The following is a 16,139-nucleotide window of genomic DNA, read 5'->3' as shown; positions in this document are numbered from 1 at the left end:
TTCACTAGGGCCGATCCCAGGCCAGCATGTTCCAGCTCACGCCGACCCGCACATCCGTTTTCAATTGCACCAGTTGTCGAGAAAGATACAACATTTCCCGCTCTTTTCGTAAAGTTTCTCCTAGTACATCCTTCAGAATGCCGGCGCCGGCCATGATCGCGTCCAGATTGCCGTATGTACGCAACAGTCGGGCCGCCGTCTTGGCGCCCACTTTGGACACGCCGGGGATGGCATCGGTGGCATCGCCCATCAGCGCCAGCAAGTCCGGCAACTGCTCGGGCGGCACGCCCCATTTGCGCTCGACCCAGGCGTGGTCGTGCCATTCGCCCTTGAAGTGATCCCACACGCGGGCGCCGTTGGCGATCAAGGGGTGCAGGTCCTTGTCGGTGGTGGCCACGGTGGCTTCGCCGCGGCCCTCGGCCAGCCAGCGCAGCACCACGGTGCCGATCACGTCGTCGGCCTCCACTTCCGGCAGCGACACCACGCGCAAGCCCCAGCCTTCCAGTTGCGTGTAAAACGCCGGCAGCGCCGCCCGCAGCTCGGCCGGCATGGGCGCGCGCCCGGCCCGGTAGCCCGCATACAGCGCGTGGCGCCAGGTGGGGCCGCCGAAATCGAAGGCCGGCAGCACGTGGCTCGGTTCATGTTCGTTGATCAGCTTGCGGAACGAGGACAGCGCGTGGCGCAGCGCGATTTCGGCCTTCTCCGGCGAATCGGGTTCGGGGCTCGCTTCGTAGACGCGGCGCACGATGTTGAGGCCATCGATGGCGAGGAGTCGGCTCATGGCGTATTCATGGGGACGGATGCAAGCGCGCATTCTACTCCACGACCTATACGGGCAGAAGCCGTTTGGCGCAAACTCGCGGCAGATGCCGCTTGCTTAGCCTACGCGCACGTCACGTCCATCTGGTCGCCGCCTATTTCAGCAATTCGTATGGCCCGCCCCGCTCCAGCGCGCGCTGGAACGCGGGGCGCGCGTGGATGCGGTCGAGGAAGGCGCGCAAGTGGTGGCGGCGGCCATCGAGGCCGGCGCGGGCGGCGGCCGCCTCCAGCGGAAAACTCATCTGGATATCGGCCGCGCTGAATTCGGCGCCGGCGAACCACAGGTGCTGGCTCAGTTCGGCCTCCAGGTAATCGAGGTGCTGCTCGATCTGCGGCTGGATGTACATCGACTTGACCTTTTGCGCGATGGCGCGCGCCACCGGCTTGATGAAGAACGGCGCCGGTCCCGATTCGACCCGGTCGAACACCAGCTTCATCAGCAGCGGCGTCATGGCCGAGCCTTCCGCGTAGTGCATGAAATACGTCCAGCGCCGCTTGTCGGCCGTGCCCGGCGGCGGCACCAGCATGCCGTTGCCGTAGCGTTCGACCAGGTACTCGACGATGGCGCCCGACTCGGCCACCGTCACGTCGCCATCCGTGATCACGGGCGACTTGCCCAGCGGGTGGATGGCGCGCAGCGCCGCCGGCGCCAGCATGGTCTTGGGGTCGCGCTGGTAGCGCACGATCTCGTATTCCAGGCCCAGTTCTTCAAGCAGCCACAGCACGCGCTGGGAACGGGAGTTGTTGAGGTGGTGGACAACGATCATGGGGCTTCCTGGTCAAGGTGGGGACGGGCACACCTTGCCAGCTTAACACTGTTGCCGCGAACCAGCCGCCAGTCGCTTGCCGCGCGGAAAAAGCAGTACACTCGCTGACGACGGCATGCTGGCATCGCGCCACCGCCCCCATCATCACCGCACCGGAGCGCCCATGAAGTTTCTGACCCTGCGTTACCTCGCCTTCCAGCTCGCCATTGCCACGCTGGTGCTATCGCTGTTGATGGGCACCAACCCGTGGCTGCCGCTGGCGGCCGCCGCGCTGGTGCTGGTGGGCGTGGCGGACCTGCTGCAGACCCGGCGCGCGCTGCGCCGCAACTATCCCATCCTGGCCCATTTGCGCTTCCTGCTCGAGGCGATCCGGCCCGAGATCCGCCAGTACTTCCTGGAGGACGACACGCAAGCGGCGCCGTTCTCGCGCAACCAGCGCAGCATCGTCTACCAGCGCGCCAAGGTGGAGACGGACAAGCGCCCGTTCGGCACCCAGCTCGACGTCTACCAGGATGGCTACGAGTGGATCAACCATTCGATCGCGCCCGCGCCCGAGGCCGGCCACGACTTCCGCATCGACATCGGCAAGCACCCGGACTGCCCGCGCGCCCAGCCCTATTCGGCCAGCGTGTTCAACATCTCGGCCATGAGTTTCGGCGCACTGTCGGCCAACGCCATCCAGGCCTTGAACGGCGGCGCCCAGCTCGGCCACTTCATGCACGACACGGGCGAAGGCAGCATCAGCCCCTACCACCGCATGCATGGGGGCGACCTGGTGTGGGAAATCGGTTCCGGCTACTTCGGTTGCCGCAACGCCGACGGCAGCTTCTCGGAAGAGCGCTTCGTGGCCAACGCCTGCACGGAACAGGTGAAGATGATCGAACTGAAATTGTCGCAAGGGGCCAAGCCGGGCCACGGCGGCGTGCTGCCCGGCGCCAAGGTGACGATCGAGATCGCCACCACGCGCGGCGTGCCGCAAGGCCAGGATTGCGTGTCGCCGGCCAGCCACTCGGCCTTCTCCACGCCGCTGGAAATGCTGGCCTTTATCGACCGCCTGCGTAACCTGTCGGGCGGCAAGCCGACCGGCTTCAAGCTGGCCATAGGCCACCCGTGGGAATTTTTCGGCATCGTCAAAGCCATGCTGGCCACCGGCATCACGCCCGACTTCATCGTCGTCGATGGCGGCGAAGGCGGCACCGGCGCGGCGCCGGTGGAATTCACGGACCACGTGGGCACGCCGTTGCAGGAAGCGCTGCTGTTGGTGCATAACACGCTGGTGGGCGCCGGTCTGCGCGAGCGGATCAAGATCGGCGCCTCGGGCAAGGTGATCACGGCGTTCGACATCGCCCGCCTGCTGGCCCTGGGCGCGGACTGGTGCAACTCGGCGCGCGGCTTCATGTTCGCGCTGGGCTGCATCCAGTCGCAGCACTGCCACACGGACCGCTGCCCGACCGGCGTGGCCACCCAGGACAAGCTGCGCCAGCGCGCGCTAGTGGTGCCGGACAAGGCGCAGCGGGTGGCCAACTTCCATCAGAACACCATGAAGGCGCTGGCCGGGCTGGTGGCCGCCGCCGGACTCACCCATCCAGCGCAATTGCAACCGCACCACCTGGTGCGGCGCATCTCGCCCAATCAGGTCAAGCTGGCGTCCCGCCTGTTGCCCTACCTGGACCCGGGACAGTTGCTGGACCCCAGCCAACTGTCGCGCCTGCCGCCCGTGTTCGGCATGTACTGGCCGATGGCGCAGGCGGAATCGTTTCATCCGCTGGCGTGAGCCAGCAGCGGTTTCGCCGCACCGGGCGAGTCCGCCTTGACCTGTCAGGCCGGCGGCAGCATGTCATGCTGCACGGCCCATTCGCGCAGCGCCGCGTTCATGCGTTCTTGCCAGCCGTCACCCGTGCTGATAAAGGCATGCACCAGGTCGCGGTCAAACAAGGTGCTGACGCGGACGCCATGGGTTTTGATGAACTCCGTCCAGGGGACCATCTGTGCAAGCTGTTCATCCGTCAACGGCTGCGCGTCGGGGTCGGCCAGGGCGGCGGCGGTGATTTCGGCATCCTCTTCCGGTGTAACAAAAACAATCTTACGCTTGTCTAACATAACGTTGCTCCTCTCTTGCATTCGCCTTGCGTAAACTGATCACGCGCAAAGCATCATCTCGCTCCTCATATGCTAAAAAATACAAACGAACACCGATCAGACCAACGGCGCACATGCGCACCTCATTGTATTCAAAGCGCTGATCGGGCCAGCTCACCGCCGTGTCCCATTCGAAATCTTCTGCACGCGCCAACGAAATCTTATGCTTGCGCCGGTTGAGCTTGTCTTTCCCGGGATCAAAGGTGATCGCCGTCTGTCATGTTATCCGCAATGTGAAAAACTTCAACGGACACTTTAACAACACCGCGATCAACGCATTTGCGCTGGCGCAGCGCGACAGTGATCAGCCACGCGCAAACAGAACCGCGCGATCAAGCCTGCAAATCTGGATCGTCCTGCAGTAGTGCTGTCAGCCAGTCGGCGAATACGCGCAGGCGTGGCGACGCCATGCGGCCCTGCGGATAGAGCAGTGAGATGGGCATTGGGGTAGGCAGCGTACCGGACAACACCTCTACCAGGGCACCACTGCGCAAGTATTCACGAACCTGGTACTTGGCCGCTTGAGATAATCCCATCCCTTGTAATGCACAGACGACGTTTGCTTCAGCATCGTTGACCGCGATGGCGCTGCGTACCTCCACTCGCACCACATGACCATCCACCACAAAATCCCAATCGTATGGTCGCCCCGTCAGGCCAGAGAAGTGCGACACGCCCCGGTGCTCGCGCAGGTCATCGAGAGATTGCGGCACGCCATGCGTCTTGAGGTACGCCGGCGCAGCGCAGGTAACAAAGGCCATATTGCCAAGCCGACGAGCAATCATGGTGGAGTCCTGGAGTACGCCTACCCGCACTGCGCAGTCCAGACCTTCCGCGATCAAGTCCCGGATGCGCTCACTCTGGCTTACGACCAGCTCAACTTCAGGGTACCGTTCGCAGAACTTGGCGATGTGCGGCATGACGATATTTCGGCCGAAGGTACCCGGAAGTTCTACCCTGAGACGGCCACGCGGCGGCCCAGCGTTCGGACCACGAAAAGTACCTTCAGCCTCTTCCACGGCCTGCAGGATGGCCAGGCACTGATGGAAGTACTGTGCGCCATCCTGCGTAAGGGAGAGACGGCGCGTGGTGCGCTGTAGCAGCTGCGTGCCGAGATAGGCCTCGAGTTTTTTGATGGTGGCGGTGAGTGCGGCGCGCGGCAAGTCCAACGTCTCGGCAGCCTTGGTGTAGCTGTTCGCTTCGACGATGCGGACAAAGGTCTGCATGGCTTTTAGTCTGTCCATTGTTCACATTAAGTGAAAATACCAAGTGCATTATGCCCTAATTATCTTTATCCGCCTTTTGTCTAAAATTTGTTCATCGAAATCCCCCACTGGAGTTACATCATGAGCAAAGCAGAAGAAAAAGATATCAGCCCCGGCATGGTCAGCTTGCTGGCAACCGCTACCGGTCTGATCGTGGCAAGCCTGTATTACGCCCAGACCTTGGTTGGTCCAATCAGCTCCTCGACTGGAATGTCGCCCGAAGCCGCAGGTCTTATCGTTACCCTGACTCAGATTGGCTACTGTATCGGTCTGCTGTTCATCGTCCCTCTGGGCGACCTGCTGGAAAACCGCCGCCTGGTTTTCGCCGGCCTGATTTTCACCTCGGCCATGTTGGTGCTGGCGGCAGTGAGCAGCAGCGCCTGGATGTTCCTTACTGCTGCATTGGGCATAGGATTGGGTTCGGTGGCGGCACAGATTATCGTGCCGTTCGCCGCGCACATGTCCAAAGAGGCCACTCGTGGCGTCACCGTCGGCAAGGTAGTCAGCGGCCTGCTGTTGGGTATCATGCTTGCGCGTCCTGCGGCTAGCTTGATTGCGGATGCGGCCAGTTGGCACGTCGTGTTCGGCGGCGCCGCCGTGATGGTTCTGATGGTCGCTATGGTCCTACGCGCCAAGCTGCCAGCACGAGCGCCAACCTCAACCATCTCGTACCCTAAACTGATGGGCTCGCTGTGGCATCTGTTCCTCAAGACCCCAGTATTACGTCGCCGCGCCGCATATCACGCTGGCCTGTTTGGTTCGTTCAGCCTGTTCTGGACTGTCACGCCGCTGATGCTGTCCGGCCCGCAGTTCCAATTGTCGCAGACTGGCATCGCAATCTTTGCGCTGGTAGGCATGGCTGGTGCTATCGCTTCGCCAATCGCGGGCAAGCTGGCTGATAAAGGTCACACGTTGATGGCAACTGCCGCAGCGCTAACGCTGGGTGTTATTGGCTTCGTACTGCCAATGATCGCACCTGCATCGCGCAACATCGCGCTGGGCATCCTGGTGATAGCCTCGATCGTGCTGGACATGGGTGTTGCAGCAAACCTGGTGCTGGGCCAACGTGCAATCTTCTCGCTGGGTGCGGAAGTGCGTAGCCGTCTGAATGGTGTGTATTTCGCGCTGTTCTTCGCCGGTGGCGCCCTGGGCTCTGCGCTGGGCGGCTGGATCTTCGCCACCCATGGTTGGATTGCTGCGCTGATGGCCGGGGCTGCGTTCAACGGTGTAGCACTGCTGTACTGGGGCACCGAGTACCTGGGCCAAACCAGCTGTCAGCGCAAGACTGCATAAACGCTGGTTGCAGACTGGTGCCGTCGTCGCCCGAACGGGCTGGACGACGTTTCATCCGCTGGCTTGAAGGGCTAACGCGGCGACGGCAAATAGCCGCGCCGTATCGCCCACTCACGCAGCACCGCATTGATGCCCTCTTCCCAGCCTGTGCCGGTGGACTTGAACACGTCCAGTAGATCACTGTCATACGCAATACTGACGCTGACTTTGGGCGTGCCCGCAGGCGCTTGCAACCATGGCTGCCACGGTCTGAATTGCGCGAGTTCCTCTTCAGACAATGGCAACGCATCGGTATCCGGCGGCGCTACCACGTTGCTCGCAGTCTCGTCCATGTCATCCGCCTTGGTGGCCTTGCTCTGTCTTGCCATAACGCCGCTCCTCTCGCGGATTCGCTTTACGCAAACTGATCATTCTTAAGGTGCCGGCACGAACAACGAACACTGCCACATGCACCCGACCGGCAATGCGCCCCAGTGCACACATGCGCGGTTCCTGGTAATCACGCCGCCGATCAACCCAGTATGGCGCGGTATCCCAATCGAAAGCGTTGGCATCAATGCGCGAGATACCATGCTTGCTTCGGTTGAGCACGCCCCTCATGGGATCACAGGTGATCTGCCTTTGTCATGTCATGTTATCCGCGACGTGGCGCACTTCAACGGACACATTAACGACACCACGGCCAGCGCGTTTGCGCTGCCGCAGTTGGGAATCAATCAGCCTTGCGGCGACACGGTGCGCACGTACTGTGGGCATCGCCGGTGTTGGGCAGTTCCATCAGTGCAGCAGTGCCCGCATCGCGGCGCCGACGCCGCTGGCCGATTGCGGGTTCTGGCCCGTCACCAGGCGGCCATCCACCACCACGTTCACGCTCCAGTCCGGCGCTGGCTGGTGCTGCGCGCCCCGCTTGGTGAGCTCACTGGCCAGCAGGAACGGCACCGTCTGGTCCAGCCCGACCGCGCGTTCCTCGCTGTCCGTGAATGCCGCCACCTTTTTGCCGGCGACCAGCGGCGTGCCGTCGCTCAGGGTCACATTCACCAGCGCCGCCGGACCATGGCAGACGGCGCCCACGATACCACCGGCCTCGTAGATGGCGCGCGTGACGGCGCGTACCGAGGCGTCGACCGGGAAATCCCACATCGTGCCGTGGCCGCCGGCGAAGAAGATCCCGGCGTAACGGGACGGATCGACTTCCGACAGGCGCGCAGTGTTGGCCACCTGGGCGCGGAACGCGGGGTCTTGCCAGTAGCGGGCGTTGAGCGGGTCGTTGAGGTCGAGGCCGTCCACGGGCGGTTCGCCCCCCTGGATAGAGGCGAACTCGACCGTCAGACCGGCTTGCTCCAATTCGTGCAGCGGGTGCGTGACTTCGCCCAGGTAGTAGCCGGTCGCTTTGCCGGTATCGCCTTTGGTGGCGTGGCTGGTCAGCACAAACAGCACCGGTTTGCCGGTCGAGGATGAAATAGCGCTCATGTCAATCTCCATTAAAAGTTGGTCAGCGCATTCTATTTGTGCTTCTCAGCGTGATAAATTAGGCGACGTGAACATCACTAGTTCACCAGGAGAACAAATAGTGCGCAATTTCGAATATTTGGGTGATGTCGAAGTCTTTCTGGCGGTGATGGAGCATGGCTCGTTCACGGCGGCGGCGGTGGCGCTGTCAACCACGGCGTCCGTGCTGAGCCGCGCCGTCGCCCGTCTGGAAGCGCGGCTGGGGCAGCAATTAATGCGCCGCACCACGCGCCGCATCGGCCTGACGGACGCAGGCCGCCGCTACCTTGAACAGGCGCGCGGCGCGTTCGATCAGCTCAAAGAGGCGGAACAGGAAGCGCAGTCCCACAGCACGGTACTGAGCGGCCAGGTACGCATCAGTGCCCCGACCACGTTCGGCCACTACCGTTTGCCCAGCCTGCTGAAGCCATTCCTGGCACGCCACCCGCAGGTGCGGCTTGAACTCAACATCACCAATCGCAACGTGGACCTGGTGGCGGAGGGCTTCGATATGGCGATCCGCTTGGGCAGCCTGCCCGATAGTGGCTTCATCGCGCGCAAGCTGGAAGACGCCCCACTGCGCCTCGTGGCGGCGCCGGACTACCTGAAAAGAGCCGGCGTGCCGGCCACGCTCGAAGACCTGGCGCGGCATACCTGTTTGCCGTTCATCCTGCCGCGCACGGGCAAGCATGCGGCCTGGTCGTTTTGTATCGATGGCGAGCAAGTCGAGTGGCAGCCGAGTTCAGTGCTGGAGGTATCGGACGACGTGCTAGGCACGGTCGCCATGGCCGAACAGGGCATCGGCATCTGTCAGTCCTACGATTTTGTCGTCCGCGAGCGGTTGGCCAACGGCAGTCTGGTGGAGCTGTTGCCGGAGTTGGGCGGACGGACCCGCCCGTTTTCCCTGGTGTACGCGCCGCACCGCCATCAGTCGGCGGCCGTCCGCGCGTTGATCGCGGCGCTAGCCGATCCGGCCGGATAGCGCGCCACTGGGCGCACGGCCGGCCGCGCGTCGCGGTCGCAGACGCAATCGCAGCCGCCGTCGTCCTCGCCGGAATGAAGATGCTCAGCGCTGGACGTGCAGCTTGATGACGCGCTTGGGTGGCGCCGAGGCGTCGGCGGATGCCGACGACGAGGTGGAAGAGGTTGAAGACGTGGAAGGCGCGCTGTCGCTATCGCAGGAACCGCAGCTGGCACAGCCATCGCCGCAACTGGCGCCGGTGTTGAACAGCTTGGCCATCCTGTTCTGGTCGAAGCCCCGGCGCGCCAGGAAATAGACTATCCGCCGCCGCAATGCGGCCGGCAGGTAGTGGGTGCAGAAACGCTGCACGGCCGCCGCCACGATCAACCCCACGATCACTTGCTGCCACATGTCAGGCTCCCGTCAATAACAGCGCGATGCGATAAGTGAGGAACGAGGCCGTGTAGGCCAGCGCGAACATATAGCCGGCCATCAGCGCCGGATAGCGCCAGGTGCCCGTCTCGCGCCGCACCACGCTCAGGGTGGACATGCACTGCGGTGCGAATACGTACCAGGCCAGCAGCGACAAGGCCGTCGGCAGCGCCCACGAAGCGGCGATGATAGGTGTAAGCGACGACGCCAGTTCCTCGCCCGTCTGCGACAGCGCGTACACGGTACCCAGCGCGCCCACAGCCACTTCGCGCGCGGCCAGGCCCGGCACCAGCGCGATGCAGATCTGCCAGTTGAAGCCGATCGGCGCGAACACCACTTCCAGCGCGCGGCCCAGCATGCCGGCCATGCTGTAGTAGATGGCGGGATGGGTGGCGCCTTCCGGCGCGCCGGGGAAGCTGCTGAGGAACCACAGCAGCACCATCAAGGTCAGGATGATCGTGCCGACCCGGCTCAGGAAAATCTTGGCCCGTTCCCACAACCCCAGCACCAGGTTGCGCAGGTGCGGCCAGTGGTAGCTGGGCAGTTCCAGCATCAGCGGTTGCTGGTGGTTGGCGCCGAAGGTGCGCTTCATGAAGTAGGCCACGCCCATGGCCGACACGATGCCGGCCACATACAGGCCGAACAGCACCAGCCCTTGCAGGCTCATGATGCCGGCCACTTCGCGGTCGGGAATGAAGGCGGCGATGATCAACGCATACACGGGCAGGCGCGCGGAACACGTCATCAGCGGCGCGATCATGATGGTCACCAGCCGGTCGCGCGGATTCTGGATGGTGCGCGCGGCCATGATGCCGGGGATGGCGCACGCGAAGCTCGACAGCAGTGGAATGAAGGCGCGGCCCGACAGGCCCACGCCGCCCATCAAGCGGTCCAGCAGGAAGGCGGCGCGCGGCAAATAGCCGCAATCCTCGAGCACCAGAATAAAGAAGAACAGGATCAGGATCTGCGGCAGGAACACCAGCACGCTGCCGGCGCCGCCCAAAATACCTTCCACCAGCAGGCTGCGCAGCAAGCCTTCGCCCATATGGGCCGTCAGGTACTGGCCCACACTGTCCACGCCGGCCTTGATCATATCCATCGGCACATTGGCCCAGCTGAACACAGCCTGGAACACGAGGAACATCAGCACCGCCAGGATCACAGGGCCCAGCACCGGATGCAGCACCACGTCGTCGATCTTTTCCGTCAGGTTGCCCGTATCGTGGAAGTCGTTGCTGACGGCGGCCAGGATGCGGCGCACTTCGCGCTGGGTATCCTCGACCGACACTTCGTCGATGGCTGACAGCGGGTTGGCGGCCACGGTGCGCAGCGGCCACATGGCGTCCAGCGCGCGCAGCAGCGACTTCTCGCCGCCGCCCTGCACCGCCACCGTCTCCACCACCGTCATGCCCAGTTCCTCGGCCAGCCGGTCGGCGTCGATCACGATGCCGCGCTTGGCCGCCACGTCCACCATGTTCAACGCCAGCACCATGGGCAGGCCCAGGCGCTTGATCTCCAGCACCAGGCGCAGGTTCAGGCGCAAATTGGTGGCGTCCACCACGCACACCACCACGTCGGGCGACTGCTCGCCCGCGCGCAGGCCGGCCACCACGTCGCGCGTGATGGCTTCGTCGGGCGTGTGGGCCGACAGGCTGTAGGCGCCCGGCAGGTCCAGCACGCGGAACGGGCGACCCTCGGGCGAGGTGAACATGCCTTCCTTGCGCTCGATGGTCACGCCGGCGTAGTTGGCCACTTTCTGGCGCGCGCCCGTCAGGCGGTTGAACAGCGCGGTCTTGCCGCAATTGGGATTGCCCAGCAACGCCACCATTGGCAGTTGCGCCACGGCGGGCATGGTCTTTTCCGCTGCGCCCATGGTCATTCCGGCTGAATCGAAATCAGCGCGGCCTCGAAGCGGCGCAGCGCGAAGGTGGAATTGCCCACCTTGATGGCCAGCGGTTCGCCACCGGGCATGCCGCGCTTGAGCAGGCGGATTTTCTCGCCCGGCACGAAGCCCAGCTCCATCAGCCGGCGCGCCAGGTCGGCGCCGTCGTCGGCCGGATCGCCGGGTGCCACATGCACCACCGTGCCGCTGCTGCCCGTGGGCAGGGTGTCGAGTTTGATCAGCGTAGGCGCTAGTGTCATGGCAATGTCCGCAATATCGGTGAAATGGCCGCGCGGCGAGGCCCGCTGCGGCTTGCCGGCGCGGTGCAAGATCGCATTCCCGCCGGCAAGATCAATAGTAGCATTATAAACGGGAATGCGAATGGTTTCTATTTGCGCTTGCGGATTGCTTGATTTTACGGCAGAATAGATCACGTAATGAGAATGATTCGCATTGAGAAATACGCAATATTGTTCAACATTCCCTGTTTTTGTCCTCCACGTTTTTATCGCCACATTAGGTGCTTCGATGATTGTTTGTGTCTGCAACAATATCTCCGACCGTGAAATCCGCCAGGCCGCCGAACTGGGTTTGAGCAATATGGACGAGCTGCGCGCGCAGCTGGGTGTGGCCACCTGCTGCGGCCAGTGCGCCGACTGCGCCCAGGACGTGCTCGACACCCATCAGGCCAAGCTGAACGCGACGGCGCTCAAGCGCCCCGTGCTGGCCGAATAAATCCTCGCCGTTGCCGATTGCTGCGCCGCGCCACAAGCGGCGCTACGCGCACGCCCTCTTTCATGGCAGAATGACAGCACTCCACCAACACCGGGAAGGCGAGATCATGAAGGGCGACCAAGACGTCATCAAACAGCTCAACGCGCAGCTGACCAATGAACTGACCGCGATCAACCAGTATTTCCTGCACTCGCGCATGTACCGCCACTGGGGCTTGGGCAAACTGGCCAAGAAGGAGTATGAAGAGTCGATCGGCGAGATGAAGCATGCCGACCGCCTGATCGACCGCATCCTGATGCTCGACGGCCTGCCCAACCTGCAGGCGCTGCACAAGGTGATGGTGGGCGAGAACACGGAAGAGATGCTCGATTGCGACCTGAAGCTGGAACGGGGCGCCCAGCTCACCGTGAAGGAAGGCATCGCCGCCTGCGAGAAGGCGGCCGACTACGTGTCGCGCGACCTGCTGCTGGAAATCCTGGAAGACACCGAGGAACACATCGACTGGCTGGAAACCCAGATCGACCTGGTGGCCAAGGTCGGCCTGCAGAACTACCTGCAAAGCCAGATGGCGGAGTAGTGTCCGGCAGGCAGCCTGCGGCTACAGAGCCTGCCCTTATCGTGCGTTACGACTCTTGATGGCGACCGGCACCGCGCCCTCGTGACTCGCCATGCCTGTCAGCGGACCTTCTGGAAGCTCACCCGGTACATCGTGAATGGCCTCCCAATGCCATCGACGATGGGAGTCGTGTTGATTGCCGCCACGTTCCAGCCAGCGTTCTTGAAGTCATCAATGCTGAATCTGCCATAGTTCGGACAGTCCAAACTCACGCCGCTGGGTAGATTTTCCTGAAGCGCTCGTTCGCAATACGCCTGCGTGCCGGTGCTTGCATTTCGGAGGTGATCCAATTGGCGTTGGGCGGCAGCCTTGAACTCCGCGAACTCCCGCTCCTGACGCGCCGCTCTCTCGGGAGCCTTGGCATCCCAGTCCTTGAGGACAGTGGTTATCCGTTCGTTCAGCTTCGTGAGCTCGGCGTCCTTGAGGACGTCCACACGGTCGCCGACGTTATAGAAGACCGGGATGGAGCCATCGACGATGGCGGTCCTTGGGTTGTCGGTGATGTTGCTGTTTCCGAGCTTGATGGTGTCCGGGTTCTGCAGTTTCACTTTCTCGATGGCTCTTGGCGAACCATGGAAACTCACCTTATAGTTGCTCGTCAAAATATCGCCTGAAGACGAACACACTTTCGATGTATCGCAACTCAGCCAGTGGAAGCGACCTGGATGCGTCTTGAGCTGCTCTCCGTTGGCCAGGCTGACGACGATCAGCTCCTTCTGCTCTCGGTTGATCGACTCGACGTCTTTGACGTTGTAAGCCCGGCTGTTAACCTCAATAGCAAGAATGGTGTTGGGTTCCCACGTCCACAACCAATCGCGGACCGTTTTCATGCCTACGCGGTTGTCGGCGTAGACCTTTAGCGTTGATACGCGCTGGGCTTCCTGTTCCTGCAACGTGAGTTTGGGGGCTGACGTGCAGGCCGAAAGGGCGAGTGCCAGAGAGGTTAATGCAAAGGCGTGTTTCATGAGTGGTCCCGGTGGATGGTGAAATCAGGCAAACGGAACCGCGCACTTGGCCCAATTTCCAGGAACCAGCAACCCCGCTACCAAGGCATTTCAGCCGTAGGCCGGTGGCTTTGCGTCACGGTCTTTCGACCGTTTTGCCCATGCTTTCCAAACAATGCAAAAAGATTACAGGCAGACACTTGTCGTGGTCAAGTCTTTTGGCGCTCATCGAGTCAATCGCGCAATGAGCTGACGATGCCATCCAGCCGAGCCATGCCCTGAGTGCATTGGATCGGCCAAGGCCTCTCGATATGCCGCTGCGCAGGCAGCAAGCTGCCAGCGCTGAGGTCGTGGAGAGACGCTTGGCACTGTGGCGCTTAGGCCAAATCGATTTCATCGGTTACTGCGCGCGACCGGTGACGTGGCCGACAGCCCACCCGGCTCAATGGCCACCGCCCAGCACGGCCCGCGCCGCCGGCGCTGCCTGCCCTTCGGCCGCGCGCGGCCTGAGCTTGACGAACAGCACGGCCAGCGCGCCGCACAGCATCAAGCCCCCCGCCAGCCGGATCACGTTCTCCGGATTGCCACCCAGCCAGCTGCGGTAGTACAGCGGCAGCGTGAAAATCTGAATGATCATCGGGATCACGATGAACATATTGAAGATGCCCATGTAGACCCCCGTGCGCTCAGGCGGGATGCAGCCGGCCAGCATCACATAGGGATTGCCCATGATGCTGGCCCACGCCAGCCCGATACCCACCATCGGCAGCAACAGCAGCAGCGGCGAATGGATCAGCGGGATGCACAACATGCCGGCGCCGGCCAGCGCCAGGCAGGCGCTATGCGTGAGCTTGGGCCCGTAGCGGCGCGTGAACGGCACCAGCGCCAGCGCGCCCACGAAGGCCACGCCGTTGTAGAACGCGCCCACCTGGCCCGTCAACAGTCCCGCGTCGCGGAAGCCCTGGGTGGTCTGGTCGGTCGTGCCATAGATGGTGGTGGCCAGCGACAGCATGATGTACTGCCAGTAGCAGAACATGGCATACCACTGGAATAGCTTCACCAGCGCCAGCTGCTTCATGGTCGGCGGCATCTCGCGCACGGCGTCCACGATATCGCCCAGCGTGTGGCGCCAGCCCGCGGGCCGGGACCGCATTTCGGCCAGTTCCGCCGCCGACAGCGGATGCTCGGGCGTGGTCCTGAGCGTCCACAGCACGGAGGCGATCGAGCACACGGCGCCGACCACGAACGCCACGATCACCACATGCGGAATGTGGTGGCTGTTGACGGCATCCTTGTCCATGCCCCACCACACCAGCAGCGACGGCGTCAGGTAAGCCAGCGTCTGGCCCAGCCCCGTGAAGGCGCTCTGGGTCAGGAAGCCGATCGAATGCTGCCTGGGCGCCAGCTTGTCGCTGACGAAGGCGCGGTATGGTTCCATGGTCACATTGTTGGCTGCGTCCAGGATCCACAGCAGGCTGGCCGCCATCCACAGCGTGGGGCTAAACGGCATCAGCAGCAGGCCGATGCTGCACAAGATGGCGCCCACCAGGAAGTATGGCGTGCGCCGCCCCCAGCGGGTGATGGTGCGGTCGCTCATGGCGCCGATCAGCGGCTGCACCAGCAAGCCAGTCATGGGACCGGCCAACCACAGGTAAGGCAGGCTGGCCTCGTCGGCGCCCAGGTATTTGTAGATCGGGCTCATGCTGCTTTGCTGCAGCCCAAAGCTGAACTGGATGCCGAAGAAGCCAAAATTCATGTTCACGATCTGCCAGAACGACAGATGCGGTTTATGGTTCGCCATCGCCGTCTCCCCGTTCAGGCCACGGCCAGCGCATCGGCGCCGGCCTGCCAGCGCGCGATCCACGGCGCATAGAAAGCCAGATCGCGCGGCACGGCGCCGGCGATACCGCAGATGGCCCCGGCGAAGGCGTTGGCGCGCGCCAGCGTCTCGGCCAGCGGCCAGCCTTGCGCGCGGCCGTACAGGAACACGGCGGAGAAGGCGTCGCCCGCGCCCACCGTGTCCACCAACCGTTCCGGCGCCTGCACGGAGTGGCTGACCGTGACGCCGCCATCGGCATCGAAATAGACGGCGCCGCGCGGACCCAGTGTGACGATCAAGCCTTGCAGCGCGAAGCTGCGCAGCAGCCGGCCGCAGGCCGTGCGCAGCGCCGGGCTGGCGACGTCGCCGGTGCCGGGGCGGTCGTGGGTGTACCAGTCGAACAGCGCCTGCAGCTCTTCCTCGTTGACCTTGACGATGTCGGCCTGGTGCAGCGATTCATACACGCAGCGCTCCGTCACCTGCCCTTCGCGCACATTCAGGTCCAGGAAGCGGCGGGCGGCGCTGGCGCCCAGCAGCGCCTGCAGCGTGCCGCGCGAACCGCTGGCGCGCTGGGCCAGCGTGCCGAAGTACAGCATGCCGGGGTTGGCCGCCTTCAGTGCCGCCAGCGCCGGCGCCGGTTCGATATAGTCGTAGGCCTGGTCCGGCTGGATGATGAAACGGTGGCCTTGCTCGTTGCGCTCGACCACCACCCGCCCCGTGGGCGCGCTGGAATCGACCTGCAGACCGGCCTGTGTCATGCCGTAGCGGGTGAATTCGGCGCGCACGCTGGCGCCGTTGGCATCCTGGCCGATGCGCGTGATCATCAACGAAGCCGCGCCAAAGGCGGCCAGGTGACGCGCCATGTTGAACGGGGCGCCGCCCACCACCTGCTCGGTGATGAAGTCGTCCACCAGGGCTTCGCCAAAGACCGCGATCGCGTTGGCGTTGGCGTTGGCGCTATTTTCGTTGTCGTGCATGG

General features: G+C 63.3%; 19 protein-coding genes and 1 riboswitch. Of the genes, 5 read left to right on the top strand and 14 right to left on the bottom strand.

What is annotated here, in order from left to right; translation table 11 throughout:
* Positions 1-4: 4 nt before the first annotated feature.
* Positions 5-781: a 5'-3' exonuclease gene (locus H3H39_RS24725; protein WP_182157058.1), complete on the bottom strand. Its 777-nt coding sequence runs from the start codon at positions 779-781 to the stop codon at positions 5-7.
* 133 nt (positions 782-914) lie between these two features.
* Complete coding sequence (locus H3H39_RS24720) at positions 915-1,586, bottom strand: glutathione S-transferase (RefSeq protein ID WP_182157057.1); 672 nt, start codon at positions 1,584-1,586, stop codon at positions 915-917.
* A 163-nt stretch (positions 1,587-1,749) separates the two neighbouring features.
* Between H3H39_RS24720 and H3H39_RS24715 the strand changes: the two genes are divergently transcribed.
* On the top strand, positions 1,750-3,360 hold the full coding sequence (locus H3H39_RS24715) for an FMN-binding glutamate synthase family protein (protein ID WP_182157056.1): 1,611 nt from the start codon (positions 1,750-1,752) through the stop codon (positions 3,358-3,360).
* A 44-nt stretch (positions 3,361-3,404) separates the two neighbouring features.
* Here the strand turns inward: H3H39_RS24715 and H3H39_RS24710 are convergent, their stop codons facing one another.
* From H3H39_RS24710 to H3H39_RS24700, 3 genes are all read right to left on the bottom strand, one after another.
* Positions 3,405-3,686 (bottom strand): BrnA antitoxin family protein, encoded by a 282-nt coding sequence (locus H3H39_RS24710; RefSeq protein ID WP_182157055.1) that lies wholly within the window; start codon positions 3,684-3,686, stop codon positions 3,405-3,407.
* Positions 3,670-3,933 carry a BrnT family toxin gene (locus H3H39_RS24705; protein WP_182157085.1) on the bottom strand — a complete coding sequence of 88 codons (264 nt, stop codon included), beginning with the start codon at positions 3,931-3,933 and terminating at the stop codon, positions 3,670-3,672. The genes H3H39_RS24710 and H3H39_RS24705 overlap by 17 nt, the downstream gene beginning before the upstream one ends.
* Before the next feature lie 124 nt (positions 3,934-4,057).
* A complete protein-coding gene (locus H3H39_RS24700) occupies positions 4,058-4,951 on the bottom strand; it encodes a LysR family transcriptional regulator (RefSeq protein WP_311196985.1) in 894 nt (297 codons plus the stop codon).
* A gap of 120 nt (positions 4,952-5,071) precedes the next feature.
* Between H3H39_RS24700 and H3H39_RS24695 the strand changes: the two genes are divergently transcribed.
* A complete protein-coding gene (locus H3H39_RS24695; RefSeq protein ID WP_182157053.1) occupies positions 5,072-6,283 on the top strand; it encodes an MFS transporter in 1,212 nt (403 codons plus the stop codon).
* A gap of 71 nt (positions 6,284-6,354) precedes the next feature.
* Here H3H39_RS24695 and H3H39_RS24690 read toward each other — a convergent pair whose 3' ends face one another.
* From H3H39_RS24690 to H3H39_RS24680, 3 genes are all read right to left on the bottom strand, one after another.
* On the bottom strand, positions 6,355-6,651 hold the full coding sequence (locus H3H39_RS24690; RefSeq protein ID WP_182157052.1) for a BrnA antitoxin family protein: 297 nt from the start codon (positions 6,649-6,651) through the stop codon (positions 6,355-6,357).
* Complete coding sequence (locus tag H3H39_RS24685; RefSeq protein WP_182157051.1) at positions 6,617-6,883, bottom strand: BrnT family toxin; 267 nt, start codon at positions 6,881-6,883, stop codon at positions 6,617-6,619. Before H3H39_RS24685 ends, H3H39_RS24690 begins: the two co-directional genes overlap by 35 nt.
* A gap of 177 nt (positions 6,884-7,060) precedes the next feature.
* The gene (locus tag H3H39_RS24680; protein ID WP_220461670.1) at positions 7,061-7,753 is read right to left on the bottom strand and encodes a type 1 glutamine amidotransferase domain-containing protein; all 693 of its coding nucleotides are present in this window, start codon (positions 7,751-7,753) and stop codon (positions 7,061-7,063) included.
* A gap of 97 nt (positions 7,754-7,850) precedes the next feature.
* On the opposite strand from H3H39_RS24680, the gene H3H39_RS24675 reads away from it, so the two are divergent.
* Positions 7,851-8,753, top strand: a complete 903-nt coding sequence (locus tag H3H39_RS24675; protein ID WP_182157083.1) for a LysR family transcriptional regulator — start codon at positions 7,851-7,853, stop codon at positions 8,751-8,753.
* Positions 8,754-8,837: 84 nt separating this feature from the next.
* On the opposite strand, the gene H3H39_RS24670 is transcribed toward H3H39_RS24675, so the two are convergent.
* The 3 genes from H3H39_RS24670 to H3H39_RS24660 are packed head-to-tail and all read right to left on the bottom strand — an operon-like array spanning position 8,838 to position 11,306.
* Positions 8,838-9,143 carry a DUF6587 family protein gene (locus tag H3H39_RS24670; RefSeq protein ID WP_182157050.1) on the bottom strand — a complete coding sequence of 102 codons (306 nt, stop codon included), beginning with the start codon at positions 9,141-9,143 and terminating at the stop codon, positions 8,838-8,840.
* 1 nt (position 9,144) lies between these two features.
* The gene (gene feoB / locus H3H39_RS24665) at positions 9,145-11,037 is read right to left on the bottom strand and encodes a ferrous iron transporter B (protein ID WP_182157049.1); all 1,893 of its coding nucleotides are present in this window, start codon (positions 11,035-11,037) and stop codon (positions 9,145-9,147) included.
* 2 nt (positions 11,038-11,039) lie between these two features.
* Positions 11,040-11,306, bottom strand: coding sequence for a FeoA family protein (locus tag H3H39_RS24660; RefSeq protein ID WP_182157048.1), 267 nt, complete (start codon positions 11,304-11,306; stop codon positions 11,040-11,042).
* A gap of 268 nt (positions 11,307-11,574) precedes the next feature.
* On the opposite strand from H3H39_RS24660, the gene H3H39_RS24655 reads away from it, so the two are divergent.
* Positions 11,575-11,781, top strand: a complete 207-nt coding sequence (locus H3H39_RS24655) for a (2Fe-2S)-binding protein (RefSeq protein ID WP_182157047.1) — start codon at positions 11,575-11,577, stop codon at positions 11,779-11,781.
* Positions 11,782-11,887: 106 nt separating this feature from the next.
* On the top strand, positions 11,888-12,358 hold the full coding sequence (gene bfr, locus H3H39_RS24650; protein ID WP_182157046.1) for a bacterioferritin: 471 nt from the start codon (positions 11,888-11,890) through the stop codon (positions 12,356-12,358).
* A gap of 98 nt (positions 12,359-12,456) precedes the next feature.
* Here bfr and H3H39_RS24645 read toward each other — a convergent pair whose 3' ends face one another.
* The 3 genes from H3H39_RS24645 to H3H39_RS24635 all read right to left on the bottom strand — a co-directional run bounded on the left by H3H39_RS24645 (position 12,457) and on the right by H3H39_RS24635 (position 16,137).
* Positions 12,457-13,362 (bottom strand): hypothetical protein, encoded by a 906-nt coding sequence (locus H3H39_RS24645; RefSeq protein WP_182157045.1) that lies wholly within the window; start codon positions 13,360-13,362, stop codon positions 12,457-12,459.
* A 64-nt stretch (positions 13,363-13,426) separates the two neighbouring features.
* A riboswitch (cyclic di-GMP riboswitch) is annotated at positions 13,427-13,511 on the bottom strand.
* A 272-nt stretch (positions 13,512-13,783) separates the two neighbouring features.
* Positions 13,784-15,142: an MFS transporter gene (locus tag H3H39_RS24640; protein WP_182157044.1), complete on the bottom strand. Its 1,359-nt coding sequence runs from the start codon at positions 15,140-15,142 to the stop codon at positions 13,784-13,786.
* 14 nt (positions 15,143-15,156) lie between these two features.
* Entirely contained in the window at positions 15,157-16,137 is a 981-nt protein-coding gene (locus tag H3H39_RS24635) for a PfkB family carbohydrate kinase (RefSeq protein WP_182157043.1), read from the bottom strand.
* Between the last annotated feature and the right edge of the window lie 2 nt (positions 16,138-16,139).

Origin of the sequence: Rugamonas apoptosis, assembly GCF_014042355.1 — a bacterium.
Classification (GTDB): Bacteria; Pseudomonadota; Gammaproteobacteria; order Burkholderiales; family Burkholderiaceae_D; genus Rugamonas; species Rugamonas apoptosis.
This window is presented reverse-complemented; position numbering and strand designations above follow the sequence as displayed.

Bases quoted from the DNA above. Each gene is read 5' to 3' on its own strand.
- H3H39_RS24725 (WP_182157058.1), bottom strand. From the start codon at position 781: ATGAGCCGACTCCTCGCCATCGATGGCCTCAACATCGTGCGCCGCGTC.
- H3H39_RS24720 (WP_182157057.1), bottom strand. From the start codon at position 1,586: ATGATCGTTGTCCACCACCTCAACAACTCCCGTTCCCAGCGCGTGCTG.
- H3H39_RS24715 (WP_182157056.1), top strand. From the start codon at position 1,750: ATGAAGTTTCTGACCCTGCGTTACCTCGCCTTCCAGCTCGCCATTGCC.
- H3H39_RS24710 (WP_182157055.1), bottom strand. From the start codon at position 3,686: ATGTTAGACAAGCGTAAGATTGTTTTTGTTACACCGGAAGAGGATGCC.
- H3H39_RS24700 (WP_311196985.1), bottom strand. From the start codon at position 4,951: ATGCAGACCTTTGTCCGCATCGTCGAAGCGAACAGCTACACCAAGGCT.
- H3H39_RS24695 (WP_182157053.1), top strand. From the start codon at position 5,072: ATGAGCAAAGCAGAAGAAAAAGATATCAGCCCCGGCATGGTCAGCTTG.
- H3H39_RS24690 (WP_182157052.1), bottom strand. From the start codon at position 6,651: ATGGCAAGACAGAGCAAGGCCACCAAGGCGGATGACATGGACGAGACT.
- H3H39_RS24685 (WP_182157051.1), bottom strand. From the start codon at position 6,883: ATGAGGGGCGTGCTCAACCGAAGCAAGCATGGTATCTCGCGCATTGAT.
- H3H39_RS24680 (WP_220461670.1), bottom strand. From the start codon at position 7,753: ATGAGCGCTATTTCATCCTCGACCGGCAAACCGGTGCTGTTTGTGCTG.
- H3H39_RS24670 (WP_182157050.1), bottom strand. From the start codon at position 9,143: ATGTGGCAGCAAGTGATCGTGGGGTTGATCGTGGCGGCGGCCGTGCAG.
- feoB (WP_182157049.1), bottom strand. From the start codon at position 11,037: ATGGGCGCAGCGGAAAAGACCATGCCCGCCGTGGCGCAACTGCCAATG.
- H3H39_RS24660 (WP_182157048.1), bottom strand. From the start codon at position 11,306: ATGACACTAGCGCCTACGCTGATCAAACTCGACACCCTGCCCACGGGC.
- H3H39_RS24655 (WP_182157047.1), top strand. From the start codon at position 11,575: ATGATTGTTTGTGTCTGCAACAATATCTCCGACCGTGAAATCCGCCAG.
- bfr (WP_182157046.1), top strand. From the start codon at position 11,888: ATGAAGGGCGACCAAGACGTCATCAAACAGCTCAACGCGCAGCTGACC.
- H3H39_RS24645 (WP_182157045.1), bottom strand. From the start codon at position 13,362: ATGAAACACGCCTTTGCATTAACCTCTCTGGCACTCGCCCTTTCGGCC.
- H3H39_RS24640 (WP_182157044.1), bottom strand. From the start codon at position 15,142: ATGGCGAACCATAAACCGCATCTGTCGTTCTGGCAGATCGTGAACATG.
- H3H39_RS24635 (WP_182157043.1), bottom strand. From the start codon at position 16,137: ATGCACGACAACGAAAATAGCGCCAACGCCAACGCCAACGCGATCGCG.